We start from the raw sequence: 21,311 nt of genomic DNA, 5'->3' as shown, positions 1-21,311 counted from the left end.
AAGACAGAAGGCCAATCTGTATGGCTTTGACCGCCCACACAGACGGGACCCTGGCCCAGCGCTTGGCGCAGGACTGGGCGTGGCGCATCGAACACGGCCTGCTGCTGCCCGGCGCCCGCCTGCCCTCGGTGCGCGAGGGCGCCAAGCAGCAGGGCGTGAGCCCCTCCACCCTGGTGGCCGCGTACGACCGCCTGCAGGCCCAGGGCCTGGTGGAAGCACGGCACAAGCGCGGCTTCTTCGTGCGCGAGCAGCGCGCGCCCTCAGCCCGCCAAGCGGCCGCGCCGGCGTCGCCCGTGGCCGTGCCCTACGACTCGCTGACCTTGATGCGCAGCCTGATGACCAGCGAGGCCACGCCCAGCCCGGCGCACGGCACCTTGCCTGTGGAGTGGCTGGACGCCGCGCTGATCCGGCGCGCGCTGCGCGAGGCCACCGGCCCCGGGCACGATGCCCTGCTGCTGCGCTACGGCGACCCGCAGGGCGACGCCGAGCTGCGCGAGGCCCTGGCCCTCCGCTTGGCCGACGTGGGTGTGCACGCCAGCCCGGCGCAGGTGCTGACCACCGTGGGCGCCACGCACGCGCTGGACCTCATCGCCCACACCCTGGCCGAGCCGGGCGACGCCGTGCTGGTGGACGACCCGGGCTGGCCCATCGAGTACGCGCGCCTGGCCCAAGCCGGTCTGCGCCTGCTGCCCGTGCCGCGCACGGCCCAGGGGCCGGACTTGGCCGTGCTGGCGCGCCTGGCGCAGCAGCACCGCCCGCGCCTGTACGTGACGGTGTCGGTGCTGCACAACCCCACCGGCCAGTCGCTGAGCCTGGCGCAGGCCCACGAGGTGTTGCGCGCCACCGAAGCCGCCGGCCCCGGCCGCTGCTGGGTGGTGGAAGACGACACCTACGCCGGCTTTGCGCCGCCCCACCTGCCCCGCTTGTCGGCCCTGGACGGGCTGCGCCGGACCCTGTACGTGACCGGCTACGCCAAGGTGCTGGGCGCCGGCCTGCGCGTGGGCTGCGTGGCCGGTCCGAGCGAGGCCATCGAGCGCCTGACCGCGCGCAAGATGGTGCAGCAGCTGGCCAGCTCGCCCATCACCGAGCGGGCGCTGGCCCTGCTGCTGCAGCGCGGCGGCCTGCGCCGCCACACCGAGCGTTTGAACGAGCGCCTGGAGAGCGCGCGCACGCGCTGCCGCCGCCTGGCCGAGCAAGCCGGCTGCGCCTTCAGCGGCCCGCCGGCAGGCCTCTTCGGTTGGCTGGACACGGGCGTGGACAGCGAGCGCCTGGCACAGGCGCTCGCGCTGGACGGCTTTCGCACGGCGCCCGAGTGCCTGTTCCACCCCGACCGACGCGGCGGCACGCACATGCGCGTGAACTTCGTGGGCGCCCAGGCCCCGGCGTTTTGGCGGGCGTTGGCCGCGCGGCGGCAGGACTTGGCCTGAAATGCCGCATTGGCGGTATTTCTTCCGCGCCGGCGCCCCCTCAAGGGGGGCAGCGGCGCGAATAATCCAAGGGTGATCCCAAGGTCATCTCCCATGCTCGCGCCCCTGCAGTTCTTCGTGGTCGACCCCCTCGATGGGGTACAAGTGTTCGCCCGGCGTTTGCTGGAAGGCTATGGCTTCCGACCCGAGGCCATCCACTGCTTCAGCGACCCCGGCAGCGCCCTGACCGAGGCCATGGAGGCGCCGCCCGACTTCCTGATCACCGACTGGTTCGGCAAGGCCGACATGACCGGCGTGGCCCTGTACGAACACATCCGGAACGGTCACCCGACCTGCCGGGTGGGCTTCATGAGCTTTCAGGTCACGCCCGAGATCGAAGCCGCCGCCCAGGCCACGGGTTCACGCTTCCTGCTGAAGAAGCCGTTCAACGCCGACGATTTGAAGAAGGTGCTGCAAACCAGCATGGAAGCCCTGGCCCAGGAGCGGCCCGAGCTGGCGGCGCGCTTGCACGCGGAGTCGCAGGGCAAGCTGGATGCCCGTCACCAGCGGCGCATCGAACTGCCTCCGCTGCCTCCGCCCATTCGGGCGGGTGAGTCGGTGCGCTTCGACGGCAAGCTGCACCATGTGATGGCGGTGGTGATCAGCAAGGGCGAGCAATTGGCCCAATTGCAAGGCATCAAGGACCTGGTGCCGGCCCACAAGCTCCAGCGTTGATCAAGCGCTGAGCGCCTCCCAGCGCTCCAGCAAGCGCATCAACTCGTCGTCGATGGCTGCGACGCGCTGCGTCACTTCGGCAATGCGCTCCGCGCCCTGTGTGTACAGCTCGCTGCCATTGAGCAGGGCTTGCAGCTGGGCCTGTTCGGCCTCCAACGCAGCGATCTGGCCGGGCAAGGCCTCCAACTCGCGCTGCTCCTTGTAGCTGAGCTTGCGCTTGGGCGCCGCCGGCGCAACGGGCGCAGCGGCGGGCGCCGGCGGCGGTTCGGCCTTCTTCGCGGCCTTGTCGGCCGCGGCGGCGCGGGCCGACTGGGTCAACCAGTCTTGCACGCTGCCCTCGAACTCGCGCCAGCGCCCTGGGCCCTCGTGCACCAGGGTGCTGGTCACCACGCGGTCCAGGAAGCGGCGGTCGTGGCTGACCAAGAACACCGTGCCGGGGTAGTCGATCAGCATCTCCTCCAGCAGGTCGAGCGTTTCGATGTCCAGGTCGTTGGTCGGTTCGTCCAGCACCAGCACGTTGGCCGGCCGGGCGAACAGGCGGGCCAACAACAGGCGGTTGCGTTCGCCGCCGCTGAGCGTGCGCACCGGGCTGTTGGCGCGCGCCGGGCTGAAGAGGAAGTTCACCATGTAGCTGTTGACGTGCTGGCGATGGCCGCCCACCTCCACGAACTCGGAGCCCGGGCTGATGGTGTCGGCCAGGGTGGCGTCTAGGTCCAAGCCGGCGCGCATCTGGTCGAAGTGCGCCACGGTCAGGCGGGTGCCGGTTTGGAGGCGACCGCTGTCGGGCGTCAGTTCGCCCAGGATGAGCTTGAGCAGCGTGGTTTTGCCCGCCCCGTTGGGGCCGATCAGGCCGACCTTGTCGCCGCGCAGGAAGGTGGCGGTCAGGCCGTCGACGATCACGCGCTCGCCAAAGGCCTTGCGCACGTTGTCCAGCTCGGCCACCAGCTTGCCGCTGCGCTCGCCCACCTCCACCTGCAGCTGCGCCTTGCCCTGCAGATTGCGGCGCTGGGCGTGCTCCTCGCGCAGCTTCACCAGCCGGGCGATGCGCGCCACCGAGCGCGTGCGGCGGGCCTCCACGCCCTTGCGGATCCACACCTCTTCTTGCGCCAGCAGCTTGTCGGCGCGGGCGTTGGCCAGGGCCTCGTTCTCCAGTTCGCGCTGCTTGGCGGCCTCGAAGGCGGCGAAGTTGCCGGGGTAGCCGCGCAACTGGCCGCGGTCCAGCTCGACGATGCGGGTGCACACCGCGTCCAAAAAGGCGCGGTCGTGGGTGATGACCAGCAGGCTGCCTTCGAAGTTCTTCAGCAGCTCTTCCAGCCAGAGGATGGCGTCCAGGTCCAGGTGGTTGGTCGGCTCGTCCAGCAGCAGCACCTCGGGCTGGGCTACCAGGGCCTGGGCCAGGGCCACGCGCTTCTTGTAGCCGCCGCTGAGCTCGGCCACGGGCCGCTCGCCGTCCAGGGCCAGGCGGTGCAAGGCCTCGTCCACGCGCTGCTCCCAGGTCCAGCCGCCGAGCTGTTCGATGCGCGTTTGGAGGGCGTCAAGGTCGTCGCCCTCCGCATGCGCCTCGTAGCGGGCGCGCAGGTCGCGGGCCTCGGCCACGCCTTCGGACACGGCCTCGAACACCGTGGCGTTGCGCTCGAACACGGGCTCTTGCGGCACGTAGACGATGCGCACGCCCTTTTCGCGTTGCAGCAGACCGTCGTCGAGCTTCTCCAACCCGGCGAGCACCTTGAGCAGGCTGCTCTTGCCGCTGCCGTTGCGGCCGATCAGACCGACGCGCTCGCCGGCCTCCAGGGACAAATCTGCCGCGTCGAGCAGGGGCCAGTGGCCGTAGGCCAGGTGGGCTTGGGAGAGGGACAACAGGGCCATAGCCAGCCATTGTCCCTGGGGCGCTCCCCAAGTCCGCTGCGACAAGGTTGCAAGCTGATCGCGCTGTGGCGCGCGAGGCTTCCTGCCAGCACGTCGTGCCGCCGAGTTCAGCGTCAGCGCCTTTCAGACCAGCTACCGATCCGGCCAGCAAGATCCAACTACGGTGCGATTTCAGTCGCCCCGTGGGCCAGAGCGTCCCACTCGTCCCAGGTTTGCAGGCGCCCTGGGAAGGCCACCGCGGCAAAGGGCCACGCGGACTTCAACCAGCGCACCAACAACGCCAGCACCTGTTCAGCGCACGGACCAGCCTCTGATTGAGCCATCCAGAAGAAGACCTGAGCCTGATAGGCGCTCTTGCGGAAATCCCGCTCCAGCTTGGACTTGATCGGCTTGATGTAGACGCAGCCGAGGTACTCCCCGGTTTCGGGCCTCAGCATCGCGTAGGCAAAGGCCACCCGGCGCTTGAACTCGTCCTGATGCCTTGCCAAGTCGGCTAGGTTCTGTTCGAAGCTGAGGTCTGCGGCTGGCCAGCCGTTGTTCGGTCCAAACACATGACGAATCCGATCCTCATTTACCCGAATCGCCCGAAAGTCAACTGCCGCGTGGCGTGGCGATAACACCTCCAGGGCGACGCGGTCGGTTGTCAACTCCAGCGGGGCGTGGAAGTCATCGGGAACAAAGGGCATGGACTCGGGTGGAATGCGATGTTGGTTTGCGCTCAGCGCAGGTGGTGTTCCAGCGCGTCGACGAACAAAGCCGCCACGTCCACGCCCGCCTGCGCACTGATTTCTTGGAAGCAGGTCGGGCTGGTGACGTTGATCTCGGTCAGGTGCCCGCCGATCACGTCCAGGCCCACCAGCATCAGGCCGCGCGCCGCCAGGATGGGGCCCAAGGTCTCGGCAATCTCGCGCTCCCGGGGCGTCAGGGGCATGGCCACGCCCTTGCCCCCGGCGGCCAGGTTGCCGCGCACCTCGCCCCCTTGCGGGATGCGCGCCAGCGCGTGCGAGACGGGCACACCGTCGATCAAGAGCACGCGCTTGTCGCCCTCGCTGATCTGCGGCAGGTAGCGCTGCGCCATGATGGTTTGCGTGCCGTCGCGGGTCAGCTGCTCCAGGATGGCGCCGAGGTTCAGCGCGTCGGCCTTGACGCGGAAGATGCCCATGCCACCCATGCCATCCAAGGGCTTGAAGATCAAGTCCTGCTGTTCGGCATGGAAGGCGCGCAGCGCCGCCATGTCGCGGCTGACCAGGGTGGGCGCCGTGAACTGCGGGAACTCAAGGATGGCGAGTTTTTCAGGGTGCTCGCGCAGGGCCGCCGGGCGGTTGAAGACCTTCGCACCTTCACGCTCGGCCTGGCTCAGCAGGTGCGTGGCGTAGGCGTACTCGGCGTCAAAGGGAGGGTCCTTGCGCATCAGCACGGCATCGAAGTCGGCCAGGCAGCGCGTGGCGTCTTCGGCGGCCTGCACCCAGTCGGGCACGTGCTGGCCTGCGTGGCTGTGGAGGGCGTCCAGGCTCAGGTGCAGGCGGGTGGGCGTGACGCGCACGCCCTGACCCGGTTCGCTGCGCAGCTGCCAGGGCTCGCACACCCACAACTGGTGGCCACGGCGGGCGGCTTCGCGCAGCATGGCGAAGGTGCTGTCCTTGTGAGTCTTGAACTCCTGATACGGGTCGGCAACGACGAGAAAGTCCATGGCGTCAGGGTGTTTGCGGTGGCCGACCAGTTTGGCACGCCGCACACTCGGGGCCATGTGTCGATTCCTGGCCTACCGCGGCGACCCCATCTACCTGGAAGACCTCGTCTGCCGCCCCAAGCACTCCCTGGTGCGCCAGAGCCTGCGCGCCGAGGAGGCCAAGATGGTCACCAACGGCGACGGCTTCGGCGTGGGCTGGTACGGCGACCGCGACACGCCGGGCGTGTATCGCCAAGTCACCCCGGCCTGGAGCGACGAGAACCTGCGCGCCTTGGCGGCCCACGTGCGATCGCACCTGTTCTTTGCCCACGTCCGCGCGGCCACGGGCGGCGGCATCGCGTTGAGCAATTGCCACCCGTTCAGCAGCAGCACTTTCTTGTTCATGCACAACGGGCAGGTGGGCGGCTTTGGCTTGGTGCGGCGCCAACTGGAAGCCCAACTGCCCGACACCCTGTGGCACCAGCGCCGCGGGGCGACGGACTCCGAACTGCTGTTCCTGTTGATCGTGGAACGCATCGCCAACGGCCATGGCCCCGTGGAAGCCGTGAGCCTGGTGTTGAGCGAGGTTCGCCAGCACATGGACGCGGAGCAAATCACCGAACCCTTGCGTTTTTCAGCCGCTTTGGCGGACGGCGACGACGTGTTCGCCTTCCGCTGGGCCAGCGACGATCGACCGCCGACGCTGTACCACCACCGCGCCGAGCACGGTCAAATGGTAGCCAGTGAGCCCCTGGAGGGCGACCACGACGGCTGGGCCCCGCTGCGACCCGGCGCCGCCCTGTGCCTGCACGCCGATGGCCGCACCACCGAGCACCCGTTGAACGTGGCCTGAGGGCCGTTCAGATCTCGACTTTCGAACCCAACTCCACCACCCGGTTGGTGGGCAGGTGGAGAAAATCGGCTGCGCCCGCCGCGTTGCGGTGCATGCTGGCGAACAGTTTCTCCCGCCACAGGGCCATGCCACCACCGATGGTGGGCATGACGATGTCGCGGCTCAGGAAGTAGCTGGTGTCCATGTCGTCCAGCACGATGCCTTGCTGCTTGAGCAACTGCAAGGCCTCCGGCACGTCGGGCTCATTCTTGAAGCCGAAGTGCAAGCCCACCTGCCAACAGTTGTTGCCCAGCGACTCCACCTGCACGCGCCGATCGAAGCCAATCCAAGGAACCTCATGGTGCTTGACCGTGACGAACAGGTTCTGCGCGTGCAAAACCTTGTTGTGCTTCAAGTTGTGCAGGAGCGCGTTGGGCGTCACGCCCGCTTCGCTGGACATGAACACCGCCGTGCCCTCCACCCGGGTGGGCGGGCTGACAAACACAGCTTGCAAGAAGCTCTTGAGGTCGATCGCGTCCTCGCGCAGCTTGTCGGACATCAATCGCCTGCCCTGCTTCCAAGTCAGCATCATGGTGAAACACCAAATGCCGATGGCGAGGGGGAACCAGCCGCCCGAGGGCACTTTGAGCAAGTTGGAGGCCAGGAACAACACGTCGATGAGGAAAAACGCCCCCGTGGCGGCCACACAGAGGGCCAAGGGGTACTTCCAACCGTGACGGATGACGAAGAACGTGAGCACCGTGGTGATGGTCATGTCCATGGTCACCGCCACGCCGTACGCGCCGGCCATCTTGCTGCTGGAGCCGAAAAACACCACGGCAACGACCACGAAGGCATACAAGGCCCAGTTGATGGCGGGGACGTAGATCTGCCCCGTCTCTTTCACCGAGGTGTGCCAAATGCGCATGCGCGGCAAGATGCCCAATTGCATGGCCTGCTTGGCCACCGAGAAACTGGCCGTGATCAAGGCCTGCGAGGCCACGGTGGCCGCCAAGGTGGCCAGCGCAAACAGGGGAATCTCGGCCCAGGCCGGGGCCAGCAGGTAGAAGGGATTCTTGATGGCGGTGGGGTCGCTGAGCAACAAGGCGCCCTGGCCGAAGTAGTTCAGCGTGAGCGCTGGCATCACCAAGCCGTACCAAGACAGGCGGATCGGCCCTTTGCCGAAGTGCCCCAAATCGGCGTACAGGGCCTCGCCACCGGTCACCACCAGCACAGCCGCGCCCAGCGCCACGAAGGCCATCCACCGATGCTGCAAGCCGAACTGCAGGGCGTGAGCCGGGTTCAGCGCCTGCAACACCTCCGGGTTGGCGATGATCTGCGGCACCCCTAGCGCCGCCAGGGCCACAAACCACACCAACATGATGGGTCCAAAGGCCTTGCCCACCGTACCCGTTCCCAGGCGCTGAAAGGCGAACAAACCGGTGAGGATGAGCAAGGTCACGGGCACGATCAGCCCGTGGTACTCGGGGGCATACACATCGATGCCCTCGACCGCGCCCAGCACCGTCATGGCCGGGGTGATGACAGCGTCCCCGAAAAAGATGGCCGTGCCGAACAGACCCAACAGCATGAGCCGCCGGCGCAGCACCGGCTTGTCCTTCACTGCCTGGGTGGCCAACGCCATCATGGCAATCAGCCCCCCCTCGCCGTTGTTGTCAGCTCGCAGGATCAGCAGCACGTACTTGAACGAAACGACCACCGTCATCGTCCAAAACAGCAGCGACAACACCCCCAGCACGTTGGCCCGGGTCACCGCCAAGTGCGCCCCATGAAAGGTTTCGCGCAGGGCGTACAACGGACTGGTGCCGATGTCGCCGAACACCACGCCCAGGGCGACCAAGCTCAAGGCGGCCAGGGCGGCGGGGGATCGATCGACCCCGTGTTTGGGAGCGTGCAAGAAAAAGACAACAGCACCCCGGGGCGCCGCTCAAGTTGAATTGCCTCGATTGTGCGCCCGATCGGGCGAATTGCTGCGATGCAGCATCGGCATGGCAAAACCTCGAAGGTCACGCCGCATTCGACGCCAATGCCCGCCCAAGGCGAGGCACATCAGTTGGGGATACCGTCGCCGTCTTCCGCCTCCGGATCCGTCCGCTCCAACTCATAACTCGCCGCCAGCATCGCCAAACGGGCCACGACCCCGTACATGTAGAAGCGGTTGGGGGCGCTGGCGCCGGGCTTCTGGCCGGGGCGGGCCAGGTGGGCCGACTCGGCAAAGGCCAGGGGCACGAAGCTCGCGCCGGGGGCGTTGAGGTTTTCGTCGATGCCGCGATCGGCATGCACCCGGTAGAAACCGCCCACCACGTAACGGTCCACCATGTAGACCACCGGCTCGGCCACGCCGTCATTGACGCGCTCGTAAGTGGGCACGCCTTCTTGGATGATGACTTCGTTGACCTGCTGACCATCCTTGACCACCGACATCTTGTTCTTGGTGCGGCGGTTGATGGCGTCCAACTCCTTGGCGTCGCGCACGGTCATGATGCCCATGCCGTAGGTGCCGTTGTCGGCCTTGACGATCACGAAGGGCTTCTCGTTGATGCCGTAGTCCTTGTACTTTCGGCGGATCTTGTTCAAAAGCGCATCGGCATGGGATTGGACGCACTCAATGCCGGTGCCCTCGGCAAAGTCCACACTGCCGCACTGCTCGAACATCGGGTTCAGCAGCCAAGGGTCCATGCCCAGAAGCTTGGCGAACTTCTTGGCCACTTCCTCGTAGGCTGCGAAGTGCTGGCTCTTGCGCCGCACCGCCCAGCCGGCATGCAGCGGTGGCAACAGGTACTGCTGCTCGATGTTCTTCAGGATGTTGGGGATGCCGCCGGACAAGTCGTTGTTCAGCAAGATGGTGCAAGGGTCGAAGTCCTTCAGCATCACCCGACCCGACTTTCGGATCAGGGGCTCCACCACCAGGGTGCTGCCGTCGGCCAGCGTCAGCGGCGTGGGCGCGGTGATGGTTTCGTCCAGCGTGCCGAGGCGGACGTTGAGGCCTGCTTGGTGAAAGATGCGCACCAATGTCGCCACGTTGGCCAGGTAGAAGGTGTTGCGGGTGTGCTTCTCGGGGATCAGAAGCAGGTTCTTGGCCTCGGGGCAGATCTTTTCGATGGCCGCCATGGCAGCCTGCACCGCCAAGGGCAGCATGGCCTCGGTGAGGTTGTTGAAGCCACCAGGGAAGAGGTTGGTGTCCACCGGCGCCAGTTTGAAGCCGGCGTTGCGCACGTCCACCGAGGTGTAGAAGGGCGGCGTGTGCTCCATCCACTCGAGCCGAAACCAGCGCTCGATGGCCGGCGTGGACTCCAGGATGCGCTGCTCCAGCTCGTTGATGGGGCCCGTCAGGGCGGTGATGAGGTGGGGAACCATGGAGCGGCGCTTTCGGAGGGGGGCTTCAGCCCATTCTAGGAACGACCGCACAGGTGGGGGCTGATCCAAGTTGCGCAAGCTCAATATGCTGACGCCATGAAACCCAAGGTGCTGATCGTGGACGGTGACGCCCCCACCCGGCGGGCGGTGCAGGCAGCACTGCGCGATGCCGGGCTCGCCCTGTTCGAAGCCGATCACGGCGCAGCAGCGCTGCGTTTGGCCCGTGCCGTGCAGCCCGACTTGGTGGTGCTGAACCTGCAACTGGGGGGCCACCCCGACGCCTTGGCGCTGATCGACGCTTGGCAGGCCGATCCCGAGCGCGCCATCACCCCCTTGTTGCTGCTGGGTGCGCGTGGCCAAGCGGCCGAGAGGGCCTGTGCTTGGCAGGCTGGGGCGCGCCACTTCGTGCCCTTGCCGGTGATGGCCACGCCGCTGCGGCAGGCGGTGCTGGCCATGCTGGCGCTGGGCGGATCGCCCCTGCAATGAAAAAGGCCGCCCCGAAGGGCGGCCGATCGCGAGCGAAGGCTCGATTACTTGGAGTAGGCGGTTTCGCCGTGGCTGGCGATGTCCAGACCCTCGCGCTCTTCTTCTTCGGTGACGCGCAGGCCGATCGTCCAGTCCACCAGCTTGAAGGCCACGACCGAGACCACGGCGCTCCAGGCGATGGTGATGAGCACGCCCTTGGTTTGGATCCAGAGCTGGCTGCCAATCGAATAGGCCTCCGGCGTCACCATGGTGGCCGTCACCCAGTCGCCCATCAAACTCGGGCCACCCAGGTTGGGGCTGGCGAACACACCCGTCAGCAACGCACCGATGATGCCGCCCACACCGTGGACGCCGAACACATCCAGCGAGTCGTCGGCCTTGAGCATCTTCTTCAGGCCCGTCACGCCCCACAGGCAAGCGAAGCCGGCGATGAGACCGATGATCAGCGCGCCGCCCACCCCCACGTTGCCAGCGGCCGGGGTGATGGCCACCAGACCGGCGACGGCACCCGAGGCGGCACCCAGCATCGAGGCCTTGCCACGGTGCAGGGCTTCACCCACGCTCCAAGCCAGCACGGCCGCGGCAGTGGCCACGAAGGTGTTGATGAAGGCGAGTGCCGCGAAGCCGTTGGCTTCCAGGGCCGAACCCGCGTTGAAGCCGAACCAGCCCACCCACAGCAGGGCTGCGCCGGTCATCGTCAGCGGCAGGCTGTGCGGGGTGAAGGCCTCTTTGCCGTAGCCCACGCGCTTGCCCACCATGTAGGCACCGACCAAGCCGGCCACGGCGGCGTTGATGTGCACCACGGTGCCGCCGGCGAAGTCGAGCGCCCCGTGTTGCCAGATCAGGCCCGCTTTGCTGGTCATCTCGGCCGCGACTTCGGCGCTGCTGTAGGCGTCCGGACCCATCCAGAACCAGACCATGTGCGCGATGGGCAGGTAGCTGAACGTGAACCAAATCGCGCAGAAGGCCAGCACGGCGCTGAACTTGATGCGTTCGGCAAAGGCACCCACGATCAGGCAGCAGGTGATGCCGGCGAAGGTGGCCTGGAAGGCAGCGAACACGATCTCGGGGATGTACACGCCCTTGCTGAAGGTGGCAGCAGGCGCGAAGGTGCCGGCCACGTTGTCCCAAATGCCTTTGAGCATCACGCGATCGAAGCCGCCGATGTAGGCATTGCCCTCGGTGAAGGCCAGGCTGTAGCCGTACAAGACCCACAGCACGACGATCAGCGAGAACGTGACCATCACCTGCATGAGCACGCTGAGCATGTTCTTGGCGCGCACCAGGCCGCCGTAGAACAGGGCCAGGCCAGGCACGGTCATCAAGATGACCAACAGGGTGGCCACCATCATCCAGGCGGTGTCGCCCTTGTTGATCTGCGGAGCCGGGGCAGCGGCCGGCGCGGCGGAGGCCGCTTCGGCCGCGGGGGCCGCGGTGGCGACCACGGCCGAGGCGGCATCGACGGCACTGGCCGCCGCGTCTTGAGCCCAGGCCGGGGCCAGCAAGCTGAGCCCCAATGCCAAGGCGGCAAAGAGTTGTTTCATGGGTGTTCTCCGTTCGGGGTGGGGCGGCTTACAGGGCGGCGTCGCCGGTCTCGCCGGTGCGGATGCGCACGACCTGTTCCAGCGACTGCACGAAGACCTTGCCGTCGCCGATCTTTCCGGTGCGGGCGGCCTTCTCGATGGCTTCGACCACTTGGTCAACCACGCCATCGGCCACGGCCGCTTCGATCTTGACCTTGGGCAGGAAGTCGACGACGTACTCGGCGCCGCGGTAGAGCTCGGTGTGGCCCTTTTGGCGCCCGAAGCCCTTGACTTCGGTGACCGTGAGGCCCTGGATGCCGATGGCCGAGAGCGCCTCGCGCACCTCGTCCAACTTGAACGGCTTGATGACGGCCGTGATGAGTTTCATGGGGGTCTCCTTAGAACGTGTACTTGGCGCCCAGCACGACGCCGCGCTTGCCAAGGTCTTTGTTGCCGACCGGGCTGAAGTAAGCCCCGGTCTTGGCGTCCACCACGCCGATGCTCAGGGTCAGCGCGTCGATGGCCTTGTTGAGCGTCAGCGAGGCGTCGGTGTAGGACGCGGCGCTGAGGTTCTTCACCGTTTGACGACCGATGTGCGGCGTGATGGAGAAGCCGTTGCCCAGGTCGAAGGTGGCGCTCAGGTCGTAGTACAGGGAGCCCTTGCTGTTGCCGAAGCCGAACAGGTTGGAGAAGCTGCGCGAAATCTTCAGCGTGGCCGGGCCATAGCTCAAAGCGCCATAGGCTTCCAGGGTGTTGGCGCTGGGGTTGAGCTTGTTGCTGGGGTAGACGTACTGCAGCAGGCCCACGTCCAAGGTCAGCCCGCTGGCGATTTCGGTCTTGTAGCCGCCGTACAGGTCGATCTCGGTATTGGCATCGCCCCCGGCGTCCTTGATCCACTTGATGGTCGAGCCCCAGGCGCCCACGTAAAAGCCGCTGTCGGTGGCGTAGTCCACGCCGCCTTGCAAAGCGGGCTTGAGACGGGTTTGCGAAATGCCGCGGTAGCGGTAGTCCGACGTGACGCCCACGTTGAAGCTCAGCGTGTCGGCGGCCTGGGCGGGCATGGCGAAGGCGGTGGCGGCCACGGCCATGAAGGAAAGGGCCAAGCGGTTCAGGATGGGCGCGCGGGTCATGGGGGCTCCAAAGGGGGGGGGTGAAGAAAGGAATGGCGGGATGCCGGTCGAACTTTCAGCCCGAATCTGCAGCTTCCGTGCCAGCCCCAAACGCGGGCACGGCCCCGGTTTTCGCACCAAAAACGGGAGGCTTAGGGCCGCATGCCCCGCGCCACGCCGAGCACGCACCATTTGTGTGCAGCGGCCAGGCTGCCGACGAGCGCGCAGGACGCGCAGAATCCGCCCCACTACAGGGAAGGGAGCCGCGCCATGAGCTTGGCCACGTTGCACAGTCGTGCCCTCGTCGGGTTGCAGGCGCTGCCCGTCAGCGTCGAAGTTCACCTCGCACCGGGGTTGCCCAGCTTCACGCTGGTCGGTTTGGCGGACACCGAAGTGAAGGAGGCCCGGGAGCGGGTGCGCGCCGCCATCACCAGCGCGGGGCTGCGTTTCCCGCACGACCGGCGCATCACCGTGAATCTCGCGCCGGCGGACTTGCCCAAGGAGGGCGCCCGCTTCGACCTCCCCATCGCGCTGGGCTTGCTGGCGGCCAGCGCTCAGATTGATCCCAGCGCCCTCGACGCCTGGGAGTGGGCCGGCGAGTTGTCGCTGGGTGGCGACTTGCGGCCTGTGCGGGGCGCACTCGCGCACGCCCTAGCGGCGCGCAGTGGCGAGCGCGGGCTGGTGCTGCCCGGCGACAGCGCCGCCGAAGCCGCGCTGGTGCCGGGCTTGGCCGTCCGGCAGGCCCGGCATCTGCTCGACGTGGTGGCCGCCTTGCAGCCGGATGGCGCCACCGACCTGCAGGCCGCCACGCCCTGGCCAGCGCCCGACGATGACACCGCCGCGCTCGATCTGTCCGACGTGCGCGGCCAGGCGGGTGCCAAGCGGGCGCTGGAGATCGCCGCGGCAGGCCAGCACAACCTGCTGCTTGAGGGCCCCCCGGGCACCGGAAAGTCGATGCTGGCGGCGCGACTGCCGGGCCTGCTGCCCCCGTTGGCCCCGGCCGAAGCCCTCGAAGCGGCGGCCGTTCGGTCGCTGCAAGCCGGGTTCGACCCCCGCCGCTGGGCGCAGCGCCCCTTCCGTTCGCCCCACCACAGCGCCAGCAGCGTGGCCCTGGTCGGTGGCGGCTCGCCCCCACGGCCGGGGGAGATCTCGATGGCGCACCACGGGGTGCTGTTTTTGGACGAGTTGCCCGAATTCCCCCGCCCCGCTCTGGAGGCCCTGCGCGAGCCGCTGGAAACCGGCCGAGTGCAGATCGCCCGGGCCGCCCGCAGCAGCGAGTTCCCGGCACGGTTTCAGTTGGTGGCGGCGATGAACCCCTGCCCCTGTGGCCACTTGGGCAACCCGCTGCGGGCCTGTCGCTGCAGCCCCGAGGCCGTTGCCCGATACCGCGGCCGTTTGTCAGGCCCTCTGCTCGATCGCATGGACCTGGCCGTCACCGTCCCCGTGCTGCCGCCGGCGGAGCTGGACGGCGCCCCCACGGGGGAGCGCTCGCAGCTTGTCGCCGGCCGCGTCGCCCAGGCAAGGGCGCTGGCCCTGGCGCGACAAGGCAAACCCAACGCGGGGCTGGGCCCAGCGGACTTGGACGCCCACGCCCCCTTGGTGCCCGCCGCCCGCACCCTGCTGCAGCAGGCGGCCACGAAGCTGGGGTGGTCGGGGCGCGCCTACCACCGGGTCTTGCGCGTGGCCCGCAGCATCGCGGACTTGGCGGGCCAAGAGCGCATCGACAGCGCCGCGGTGGCCGAGGCCATCCAGTGGCGGCGCCCCCTCGACGCCAGGCCCTGACGCCCAGCCCTGAGCCCTGGACGCCGGGCCGGCCACCGAATCAGGGGGGAGCGGCGACCCGCCCGCCGCGAGCGCTTGTGAAACACTCTGCCGGTCATCGTGGGCGCACCGCGGGCCGCTGCATCGGCCCCTGCGAGCCAGACGCCCGACCCGCTTTTGGAGCCTTTCATGCCCGATCCCGTCACGCCTGCGCCTGCAGCCCCCGCCCAGCGACGCGCCTTGCTCAAGGGCGCCAGCATCGCCGCGGCGGGCGGCACGCCTTTGGTGGCCATGGCCACCAGCGGCAAGCGCCTGATCACCACCACCGGCGACAAGGGCCAGTACCCGGTCATCGTCTGCTCGTTGTCGGGCTGGCAGTCGTTCCAGAATGCCCAGAAGACCGGGCAGTACAAAGGCGGCGCATTCTTGAGCGGCACCCCGGGCGGCACCGTCTGCAGCGGCTACAACCCCAGCTGGTGGGGCCAAAACCCCCACAAAAAAGCGGCCGCCTGGACAGGGGGCATGGCCGCCTTCCCCGACCGCCCGTACACCGAAGCCCTGCCCGGCGGAACCTTGCGCGTGGGCAACCGCGTCGCCACCATGTGGGAGGTGATGAGCCTGGGCAGCTTTGCCGGCCACAACGACCGCCGCTGGTTGGGCGCTTGGCTGAATGCGCGCTCGAACGAAGTGCCCTACCCCTTCAGCGCCAACGACAACTACCCCCTGTCGGCGCAGCAGGTCACCAGTTTCTACCTCGACCAAAACCCCGACGCGCTGGCTTTCATCAAGGCCTACTTGGAAACCCGCGTCTGAGCCTGTCGGCGCCCGCCGACACCCGGGCCGGCCCAGCAAGGTGGCCGGCTTTGTTTTTGGCGCCATGACCCCGCAGCCTGACCTCCGCTACACCGTCACCCTGACCGAGCAGGTCGTGTTCGCCGCCGACGGGCAGGCGGTGCTGTTCGACCTGCGCGACGACGGCCTGCACCTGCTGCCCGAACTGCCCTGGGCGGTCGTCTACGCCCTGAACAAGACACCCGCCACGGCCGCCGAACTGCACGCGCGCCTGGGGGCCGAGTACCCCGACGACGACCCGCAGGAGCAGGCTCAGGCCGTCGACGACGCGCTGGCGCAATTGCTGGACCTCGGGCTCATCGCCCCCGTGCGCCCATGATGGCCGCGCCCGCCCCCACGCTCGACAGCCTGGGGCTGCCCGGCTGCCGGGACCGGCTTTTCGGGGCGGGCTTGTGCCTGCGCTTTGGCCCCTTCGTGCTCCGGTTGCGTGCCCCGTCGACCGCCATCGCCGAACACCTGTTTTGCCTGTACGGGCGTCACCCCCTGGCGGGCCGTGACGACTTCGTCGACTTCGACCTGCTCGTCGAGCGCCGCTGGCGGCCGCATGGGGGCTGGCAGTTGAGCTTCGTGTGCGACGGCGAGAGGCCCTTCGCCGCCATGCCCCTGGCGCACGGCAATCCGCTGCTGGAGTGGGCGATGAACTGGTGCATCGCCAGCCAGGTCAAGCACAGCGTGCTGATCCATGCCGCGGTGCTGGCGCGCAACGGGCAAGCCCTGGTGTTGCCCGCGCCCCCCGGCTCGGGCAAGAGCACGCTGTGCGCCGCCCTCATGTTCCGCGGCTGGCGCCTGCTGACCGACGAATTGGCCTTGCTCAGCCTGGACGGCAGCCTGCGCCTGTGGCCCCTGGTGCGCGGCGTCAGCCTGAAAAACCGCTCCATCGACTTGATCCGCGACTTCGACCCTCGCGCCCGCTTCACCGCCGTCACGCACGACACCGTCAAAGGCAGCATCGCCCACCTGCAGCCCCTGCGCGAGCACGTGGCCGCGATGGACGAGCCGGCCTCGCCGGCCTGGGTCGTGTTCCCGCAGTTCCAGGCCGGGGCCGACACCGCCATCACCCCCTTGCCCAGGCCGTCCGCGCTGCTGGACTTGATGGGGCAGAGCTTCAACGCCGAGCCCCTGGGCCTGCCGGCCTTCCGCGCACTGACCGGCTTGCTGGCGCAAAGCACCTGCCACCACGTCGCCTACGGCTCGCTCGACGCCGCGCTGGCGGCCATCGAGCAACTCACCCGCGTTGACCCCCTGGTGGAACCCGAGTCCGTCCCCGTCCCCGCTTGGACGCCAACATCGACGCCCACACCGGCCAACACCCCTGCCATCGCCCCCGACAGCGACGCATCGCCCCAGCCCTCGGATGCCGACCCTTTGCGCGAACTGCTGTGCCGGCCGGGCGCCCCCCAGCCGCCATCGCCTGCCGCCTGGGGCCAGCGCGTGGCCGAGGCGCGGACCAGCGGGCTGCTGGCGCTGCTGGCCGACCGCACGCGGGAGCGGCCGCGGCCCGCTGCGGCCCAGGCGCACCTGGAAGCCGCTTTGGCGGTGCAAGCCCAGCGCGTGCGCCACTTGCGCCGCGAGATCGCCCACCTGGCCCACGCCCTGGAGCCCCTGGACGTGCCCTGGGTGCTGCTCAAGGGCGCGGCCTACCTGGCGCTCGACCTGCCCACGGCGCGGCTGCGCAGCTTTGGCGACCTCGACCTGCTGGTGCGGCGGCGCGACCTCGCCCGGGTGGAGGGGGCGCTGCTCGCCGCCGGCTGGATCGGGCAGCCCCACGAGGACCCGCACGACGAACGCTTCTACCGCGAGTGGTCGCACGAAGTGCCCCCGGTGACGCACGTGCGGCGAGGCAGCACGGTGGACTTGCACCATGCCATCGCGCCACCGCTGGGCCGCTTCCCCGTCGACACCGAGCGCCTGCTGGCGGAGGCGCCCGTGCTGCCTGGCTACCGCCAACTGCGCACCCTGCAGCCCACCGACCTCGTGCTGCACAGCGCCCTGCACCAGCGCCTCGGTGGCGAGAGCGACCGCAGCCTGCGCGACCTGCTCGACGTGCAAAGCCTGCTGGATCACCATCGCCAGACGGCGGCTGACTTCGAGGCCCAAGTCACGGCGCGCGCCGAAGCCCTGGGGCTGGCCGAAGTCTGGTTCCTCACCCAAGCCCTGAGGGCCGATCTGTTGGGGCAGCCCGTGACGCATTGGCCGCGGCTGGGCCTGGCCGCGCGGCTGCGGGTGGCGCTCTGGCGGCCGGTGTTGGCCACCGCCGGCGGCACCTGGCACCCCCACCGAGCCACGCGCACGCGGCGCTGGGCGCAAGCCGTGGTGTACCTGCACGCCCACACCCTGCGGCTGCCCTGGCGCTTGCTCATCCCCCACGCTTGGCACAAGCTGGGGCGCCGCTGGCGGGCCCAGCACGCGCCGACCGAGGCGCGACTGGAGGGCTAGCGCCCAGCCAGGTCGATCACCCCACCGGCAAAGGCCGCCGCACCCACCCAGTGGTTGGCCCGGAAGGCCCGAAAACAACCTTCGCGCGAGCGGTCGGCGATCCAGCGCAAGTGCCACAGCACCTGCAGCGCGGCCACCCCCATGCCCACGTAGAAGGCACCACCCAGACCCAATTGCCGGCCCGACCAGGTCCAGCCCGCCAGGTACAGCGCGTAAAACAGGGCCACGGCCGGCACGTCCCACCGGCCCAGGGTGATGGCGCTGGTGCGGATGCCGATCTTCAGGTCGTCATCGCGGTCGACCATCGCGTACTCGGTGTCGTACGCCAGCACCCAACACAGGTTGGCGGCCACCAGGCCCCAGGCCCAAAGCGGCACCGCGTCGGGGATGGCGCTCCAGCGCCACTCCGCACTGCCCTGCACGGCGGCAAACGCCATGGGAATGCCCAGGCTGAAGGCCACGCCCAGCACGGCCTGCGGCATGGCCACGAACCGCTTGGCAAACGGGTAGGCCACGGCCACGGCCAGCGCACCCACGCTCATCAGCAGCGTGGGCGGATTGGTGGTCAGCACCAAGCCGAAGGCGAGCAGCGCCAGCATCGCCCCCACGGCCAGGGCCTCGCCCACGCCCAGGCGGCCGCTGGTGACGGGGCGCTGCGCCGTGCGTTGCACATGGCGGTCGAAGTCGCGGTCGGCCACGTCGTTCACCGCACAACCGGCCGAGCGCATGAGCACCGTGCCGCCGACGAACACCGCCAGCAGGTGCCAACCAGGGAAGCCATCGGCCGCGATCCACAAAGCACTCAGCGTGGGCCAGAGCAGCAGCAGCCATCCGGCGGGGCGGTCCCAGCGGATCAGGTCCAGGTAGAGCGACAGGCGTGCGGTCCAAGGCATGGGGGCATTGTCCTGGGGGCTCACAAGGTCAGCACGGTTTCCACCGCGCCGGCGCGCGGGTGGCGTGCCGTCAGTCTCAAACGCTGCCCGGGCTGAGCCTGCACGACCCACTGCGCCTGCGCACGGTCGTCCGTGATGGCCTTGTTGGGCAGGAACGACTGCTGGCTGGTGGCCGGGGCATGTCCGGCCAGTTGGCCGCCCTGCACGCGGGGCGACTGTCCGGGCGCCAGCGTCAGCACACGGTCGGGGGCATCGGCATCGGCGATCTCGAAGACCACGCCCCGCACCACGCCACGCGCCTGGGCCTGCCGGGTGACGGCGCTGCCCAGGTAGCCGGCGTTGGCCACGGCCAGGCGCACGCGCCAGCGCTCGTCGCCCAGGCGCTCGACCTCGGCACGCAGCAGCGTCAGGCGCGGCAAGCTCAGGCCCACCTGCGTCATCCAAGCCGGGAAACGCTCGACCTCTTTCTCGCGCAAGGCCGGCGGGGGGTTGCGCCAGAAGTTCATCAGGTCCCAGCCGCCGATCTCCACCGGCCCCAGCTGCGGGTGCTGAAACGGGCGCCAGGGCACGAAGGCCGTGTCCGAGCCCAAGCGGTCGGCCCAGGCCAAGAGGCGGCGGTCGTCGTCCACGGGATGCTCGCGGTACCAGTCGGTCCAGTGGTAGCCGGTGATGCCGGCCTCCCGGTTGGGGCTCCACAACTCCACCACCCAAAAGAGCGCGCCCAGGTGCTCGTAGACCCAGCCCTGCGTGCCCGAAATGGTCTCCTTGGGGTGGTAGCGGAAGTCGTGCCAACTGCTCACCGCCGGGTAGCCGGTGTGCCGCGTGCCCAAGGCGCTCAGGCGCTGGATCTGCCACAGGTCTTCTTGGAACAAGTCCTCGTCGGAGCGCGAAGTGCTGGGGCGCAGGATGACGCCGCTGTGCGTGTGGTAGCTGAACGCCGCGCCGATGTTCGGGTGCTTGGCGATGAAGTCCACCATGGCCCGCACCTCGGGCTCGCTGGTCGGGTAGGGCCCGGCGCCCACCTGCTCGAACTCCTGCCGCCACTCGGCCGGGAAATTGCGGTTCAGGTCCAGGCCCTCCGGGTCGGGGTTGACCTGGATGTGCACGCCATCGAAGCCGGCCACGAAGCCCTCGGGCATCAGGCGGTAGTAGCGGCCGCCCCACTCCCCAGGCTCGCGCGGCACCAGCAGGCGGGGGTCTTGGGTGTCGGCTTTCCAGCCGCCATGCGGGTCGGGCACGCGCATGGCCAGGATGCGGCCATCGCCGTCGATGTCCTCCGGCGTCAAGCCGGCCACCGGTGATTCGTCGTGGGGGTAACGGCGGGTGCTGCTGCGGATGTGACGGGGGCGCTCGGCCAGTGCCAACTCCGCGCCGTCGGGGTTCAAGCGAGGCACCAGGTAAACCGTGCGCGTGTCCAGCAACTGCGTCACTGCGGGGTCGACGCCGTACTGCTGTAACAGGTGGTGCAGGTAGTACAGCACCGCGGTTGAGGCGAGCAACTCGGCGGCGTGGATGTTCCCGTCCACCCACAAGGCCGGCTTGTCGGCATGGGGCCCGGTGGCTTGCTGGGTCAGGGCCAGCACAACGATGTCGCGCCCCTCAAAGCTTTGGCCCATGACCTGGCGCTGGACCAAATCGGGCCGGGCGGCGGCGTAGGCGTCCAGCAGGTCCAGCAGTTCGGCGTGGCGGTAGAAGCGGGAAAAGTCGGGGGTGGGCAGCAAGGGCATGCCCTCATTGTTCGAGGCCCACCGCGGCTGAGCGCCCCGTATCATCCCGAGCCCCATTTCCTTTTCACGCTGAACAGCGGAGCACGCCATGGCATCGGTCAACAAAGTCATCATCCTGGGCAATCTCGGTCGCGACCCCGAACTGCGCTACACCCCCAGTGGCGCCGCGGTCTGCAACGTCAGCATCGCCACCACGCGCAACTGGAAGAGCAAAGACAGCGGCGAGCGCCAGGAAGAAACCGAGTGGCACCGCGTCGTGTTCTACGACCGCTTGGCGGAGATTGCCGGCGAGTACCTGAAGAAGGGTCGGCCGGTTTACGTCGAAGGCCGCCTCAAGACCCGCAAGTGGCAGGACAAAGACGGCAAGGACAACTACACCACCGAAGTCATCGCCGAGCAGATGCAACTGCTGGGCGGCCGCGAGGAATCGGGCGGTGGTTTCAACCGCGCCCCTGACGACGACGGGGGCCATGCCCCCGCCCCGCGCCAGGCCCGCGCGCCAGCCGCCCCGCGGCCCGCGCCGGCCCCCAAGCCGGCAAGCAGCTTCGACGACATGGACGACGACATCCCGTTCTAAAAGTTGGCGTCTTCATGCTGCAGCTAGGCTCACCATCGCTGGAATACTCTGCCACTCGGAC

Annotated in this window: 19 protein-coding genes; 9 read left to right on the top strand and 10 right to left on the bottom strand. The window is 68.6% G+C overall.

Features of this window, described 5'->3' with window-relative positions:
* The first annotated feature begins 20 nt into the window (after positions 1-20).
* On the top strand, positions 21-1,427 hold the full coding sequence (locus O9335_RS14665; protein ID WP_298389416.1) for a PLP-dependent aminotransferase family protein: 1,407 nt from the start codon (positions 21-23) through the stop codon (positions 1,425-1,427).
* Positions 1,428-1,520: 93 nt separating this feature from the next.
* The gene (locus tag O9335_RS14660; RefSeq protein ID WP_298389414.1) at positions 1,521-2,141 is read left to right on the top strand and encodes a response regulator; all 621 of its coding nucleotides are present in this window, start codon (positions 1,521-1,523) and stop codon (positions 2,139-2,141) included.
* Here the strand turns inward: O9335_RS14660 and O9335_RS14655 are convergent, their stop codons facing one another.
* The 3 genes from O9335_RS14655 to gshB all read right to left on the bottom strand — a co-directional run bounded on the left by O9335_RS14655 (position 2,142) and on the right by gshB (position 5,697).
* Positions 2,142-4,007 carry an ATP-binding cassette domain-containing protein gene (locus tag O9335_RS14655; RefSeq protein ID WP_298389413.1) on the bottom strand — a complete coding sequence of 622 codons (1,866 nt, stop codon included), beginning with the start codon at positions 4,005-4,007 and terminating at the stop codon, positions 2,142-2,144.
* Between the two features lie 158 nt (positions 4,008-4,165).
* On the bottom strand, positions 4,166-4,693 hold the full coding sequence (locus O9335_RS14650; protein ID WP_298389411.1) for a hypothetical protein: 528 nt from the start codon (positions 4,691-4,693) through the stop codon (positions 4,166-4,168).
* Between the two features lie 32 nt (positions 4,694-4,725).
* The gene (gshB, locus tag O9335_RS14645) at positions 4,726-5,697 is read right to left on the bottom strand and encodes a glutathione synthase (RefSeq protein WP_298389456.1); all 972 of its coding nucleotides are present in this window, start codon (positions 5,695-5,697) and stop codon (positions 4,726-4,728) included.
* Between the two features lie 55 nt (positions 5,698-5,752).
* On the opposite strand from gshB, the gene O9335_RS14640 reads away from it, so the two are divergent.
* Positions 5,753-6,529 carry a class II glutamine amidotransferase gene (locus O9335_RS14640; protein ID WP_298389409.1) on the top strand — a complete coding sequence of 259 codons (777 nt, stop codon included), beginning with the start codon at positions 5,753-5,755 and terminating at the stop codon, positions 6,527-6,529.
* 7 nt (positions 6,530-6,536) lie between these two features.
* On the opposite strand, the gene O9335_RS14635 is transcribed toward O9335_RS14640, so the two are convergent.
* Positions 6,537-8,426: a potassium transporter Kup gene (locus O9335_RS14635; RefSeq protein WP_298389407.1), complete on the bottom strand. Its 1,890-nt coding sequence runs from the start codon at positions 8,424-8,426 to the stop codon at positions 6,537-6,539.
* Between the two features lie 152 nt (positions 8,427-8,578).
* On the bottom strand, positions 8,579-9,886 hold the full coding sequence (gene gshA, locus O9335_RS14630) for a glutamate--cysteine ligase (RefSeq protein WP_298389405.1): 1,308 nt from the start codon (positions 9,884-9,886) through the stop codon (positions 8,579-8,581).
* A gap of 96 nt (positions 9,887-9,982) precedes the next feature.
* Here gshA and O9335_RS14625 point away from each other — a divergent pair, with 96 nt between their 5' ends.
* Entirely contained in the window at positions 9,983-10,372 is a 390-nt protein-coding gene (locus O9335_RS14625; protein ID WP_298389403.1) for a response regulator, read from the top strand.
* A gap of 44 nt (positions 10,373-10,416) precedes the next feature.
* On the opposite strand, the gene amt is transcribed toward O9335_RS14625, so the two are convergent.
* From amt to O9335_RS14610, 3 genes are read right to left on the bottom strand one after another with little or no spacing between them, the layout of a single operon-like run.
* Complete coding sequence (gene amt / locus O9335_RS14620) at positions 10,417-11,916, bottom strand: ammonium transporter (protein ID WP_298389401.1); 1,500 nt, start codon at positions 11,914-11,916, stop codon at positions 10,417-10,419.
* Positions 11,917-11,944: 28 nt separating this feature from the next.
* Complete coding sequence (gene glnK / locus O9335_RS14615; protein ID WP_298389399.1) at positions 11,945-12,283, bottom strand: P-II family nitrogen regulator; 339 nt, start codon at positions 12,281-12,283, stop codon at positions 11,945-11,947.
* Between the two features lie 10 nt (positions 12,284-12,293).
* Positions 12,294-13,025 carry a TorF family putative porin gene (locus O9335_RS14610; RefSeq protein ID WP_298389398.1) on the bottom strand — a complete coding sequence of 244 codons (732 nt, stop codon included), beginning with the start codon at positions 13,023-13,025 and terminating at the stop codon, positions 12,294-12,296.
* Between the two features lie 249 nt (positions 13,026-13,274).
* On the opposite strand from O9335_RS14610, the gene O9335_RS14605 reads away from it, so the two are divergent.
* The 4 genes from O9335_RS14605 to O9335_RS14590 all read left to right on the top strand — a co-directional run bounded on the left by O9335_RS14605 (position 13,275) and on the right by O9335_RS14590 (position 18,053).
* Complete coding sequence (locus O9335_RS14605; RefSeq protein ID WP_298389396.1) at positions 13,275-14,786, top strand: YifB family Mg chelatase-like AAA ATPase; 1,512 nt, start codon at positions 13,275-13,277, stop codon at positions 14,784-14,786.
* Positions 14,787-14,954: 168 nt separating this feature from the next.
* Positions 14,955-15,578, top strand: coding sequence for a hypothetical protein (locus O9335_RS14600; protein ID WP_298389394.1), 624 nt, complete (start codon positions 14,955-14,957; stop codon positions 15,576-15,578).
* 64 nt (positions 15,579-15,642) lie between these two features.
* Positions 15,643-15,936: an HPr-rel-A system PqqD family peptide chaperone gene (locus O9335_RS14595; protein WP_298389392.1), complete on the top strand. Its 294-nt coding sequence runs from the start codon at positions 15,643-15,645 to the stop codon at positions 15,934-15,936.
* Positions 15,933-18,053, top strand: coding sequence for an HprK-related kinase A (locus O9335_RS14590; RefSeq protein ID WP_298389390.1), 2,121 nt, complete (start codon positions 15,933-15,935; stop codon positions 18,051-18,053). Before O9335_RS14595 ends, O9335_RS14590 begins: the two co-directional genes overlap by 4 nt.
* Here O9335_RS14590 and ubiA read toward each other — a convergent pair.
* Together ubiA and O9335_RS14580 are read right to left on the bottom strand one after the other, a co-directional pair.
* Positions 18,050-18,946 (bottom strand): 4-hydroxybenzoate octaprenyltransferase, encoded by an 897-nt coding sequence (gene ubiA / locus O9335_RS14585; RefSeq protein ID WP_298389388.1) that lies wholly within the window; start codon positions 18,944-18,946, stop codon positions 18,050-18,052. The genes O9335_RS14590 and ubiA overlap by 4 nt on opposite strands.
* A gap of 20 nt (positions 18,947-18,966) precedes the next feature.
* Positions 18,967-20,673 (bottom strand): M14 family metallopeptidase, encoded by a 1,707-nt coding sequence (locus tag O9335_RS14580; RefSeq protein ID WP_298389386.1) that lies wholly within the window; start codon positions 20,671-20,673, stop codon positions 18,967-18,969.
* A gap of 88 nt (positions 20,674-20,761) precedes the next feature.
* Between O9335_RS14580 and ssb the strand changes: the two genes are divergently transcribed.
* Positions 20,762-21,250, top strand: a complete 489-nt coding sequence (gene ssb, locus O9335_RS14575; RefSeq protein ID WP_298389384.1) for a single-stranded DNA-binding protein — start codon at positions 20,762-20,764, stop codon at positions 21,248-21,250.
* The last annotated feature ends 61 nt before the right edge of the window (positions 21,251-21,311 follow it).

It is taken from the genome of Inhella sp. (genome assembly GCF_027532025.1).
Lineage (GTDB): Bacteria > Pseudomonadota > Gammaproteobacteria > Burkholderiales > Burkholderiaceae_C > Inhella.
This window is presented reverse-complemented; position numbering and strand designations above follow the sequence as displayed.

What these genes read in the sequence shown, in the direction of transcription:
- O9335_RS14665 (WP_298389416.1), top strand. Translation starts at nt 21, where the DNA reads ATGGCTTTGACCGCCCACACAGACGGGACCCTGGCCCAGCGCTTGGCG.
- O9335_RS14660 (WP_298389414.1), top strand. Translation starts at nt 1,521, where the DNA reads ATGCTCGCGCCCCTGCAGTTCTTCGTGGTCGACCCCCTCGATGGGGTA.
- O9335_RS14655 (WP_298389413.1), bottom strand. Translation starts at nt 4,007, where the DNA reads ATGGCCCTGTTGTCCCTCTCCCAAGCCCACCTGGCCTACGGCCACTGG.
- O9335_RS14650 (WP_298389411.1), bottom strand. Translation starts at nt 4,693, where the DNA reads ATGCCCTTTGTTCCCGATGACTTCCACGCCCCGCTGGAGTTGACAACC.
- gshB (WP_298389456.1), bottom strand. Translation starts at nt 5,697, where the DNA reads ATGGACTTTCTCGTCGTTGCCGACCCGTATCAGGAGTTCAAGACTCAC.
- O9335_RS14640 (WP_298389409.1), top strand. Translation starts at nt 5,753, where the DNA reads ATGTGTCGATTCCTGGCCTACCGCGGCGACCCCATCTACCTGGAAGAC.
- gshA (WP_298389405.1), bottom strand. Translation starts at nt 9,886, where the DNA reads ATGGTTCCCCACCTCATCACCGCCCTGACGGGCCCCATCAACGAGCTG.
- O9335_RS14625 (WP_298389403.1), top strand. Translation starts at nt 9,983, where the DNA reads ATGAAACCCAAGGTGCTGATCGTGGACGGTGACGCCCCCACCCGGCGG.
- amt (WP_298389401.1), bottom strand. Translation starts at nt 11,916, where the DNA reads ATGAAACAACTCTTTGCCGCCTTGGCATTGGGGCTCAGCTTGCTGGCC.
- glnK (WP_298389399.1), bottom strand. Translation starts at nt 12,283, where the DNA reads ATGAAACTCATCACGGCCGTCATCAAGCCGTTCAAGTTGGACGAGGTG.
- O9335_RS14610 (WP_298389398.1), bottom strand. Translation starts at nt 13,025, where the DNA reads ATGACCCGCGCGCCCATCCTGAACCGCTTGGCCCTTTCCTTCATGGCC.
- O9335_RS14605 (WP_298389396.1), top strand. Translation starts at nt 13,275, where the DNA reads ATGAGCTTGGCCACGTTGCACAGTCGTGCCCTCGTCGGGTTGCAGGCG.
- O9335_RS14600 (WP_298389394.1), top strand. Translation starts at nt 14,955, where the DNA reads ATGCCCGATCCCGTCACGCCTGCGCCTGCAGCCCCCGCCCAGCGACGC.
- O9335_RS14595 (WP_298389392.1), top strand. Translation starts at nt 15,643, where the DNA reads ATGACCCCGCAGCCTGACCTCCGCTACACCGTCACCCTGACCGAGCAG.
- O9335_RS14590 (WP_298389390.1), top strand. Translation starts at nt 15,933, where the DNA reads ATGATGGCCGCGCCCGCCCCCACGCTCGACAGCCTGGGGCTGCCCGGC.
- ubiA (WP_298389388.1), bottom strand. Translation starts at nt 18,946, where the DNA reads ATGCCTTGGACCGCACGCCTGTCGCTCTACCTGGACCTGATCCGCTGG.
- O9335_RS14580 (WP_298389386.1), bottom strand. Translation starts at nt 20,673, where the DNA reads ATGCCCTTGCTGCCCACCCCCGACTTTTCCCGCTTCTACCGCCACGCC.
- ssb (WP_298389384.1), top strand. Translation starts at nt 20,762, where the DNA reads ATGGCATCGGTCAACAAAGTCATCATCCTGGGCAATCTCGGTCGCGAC.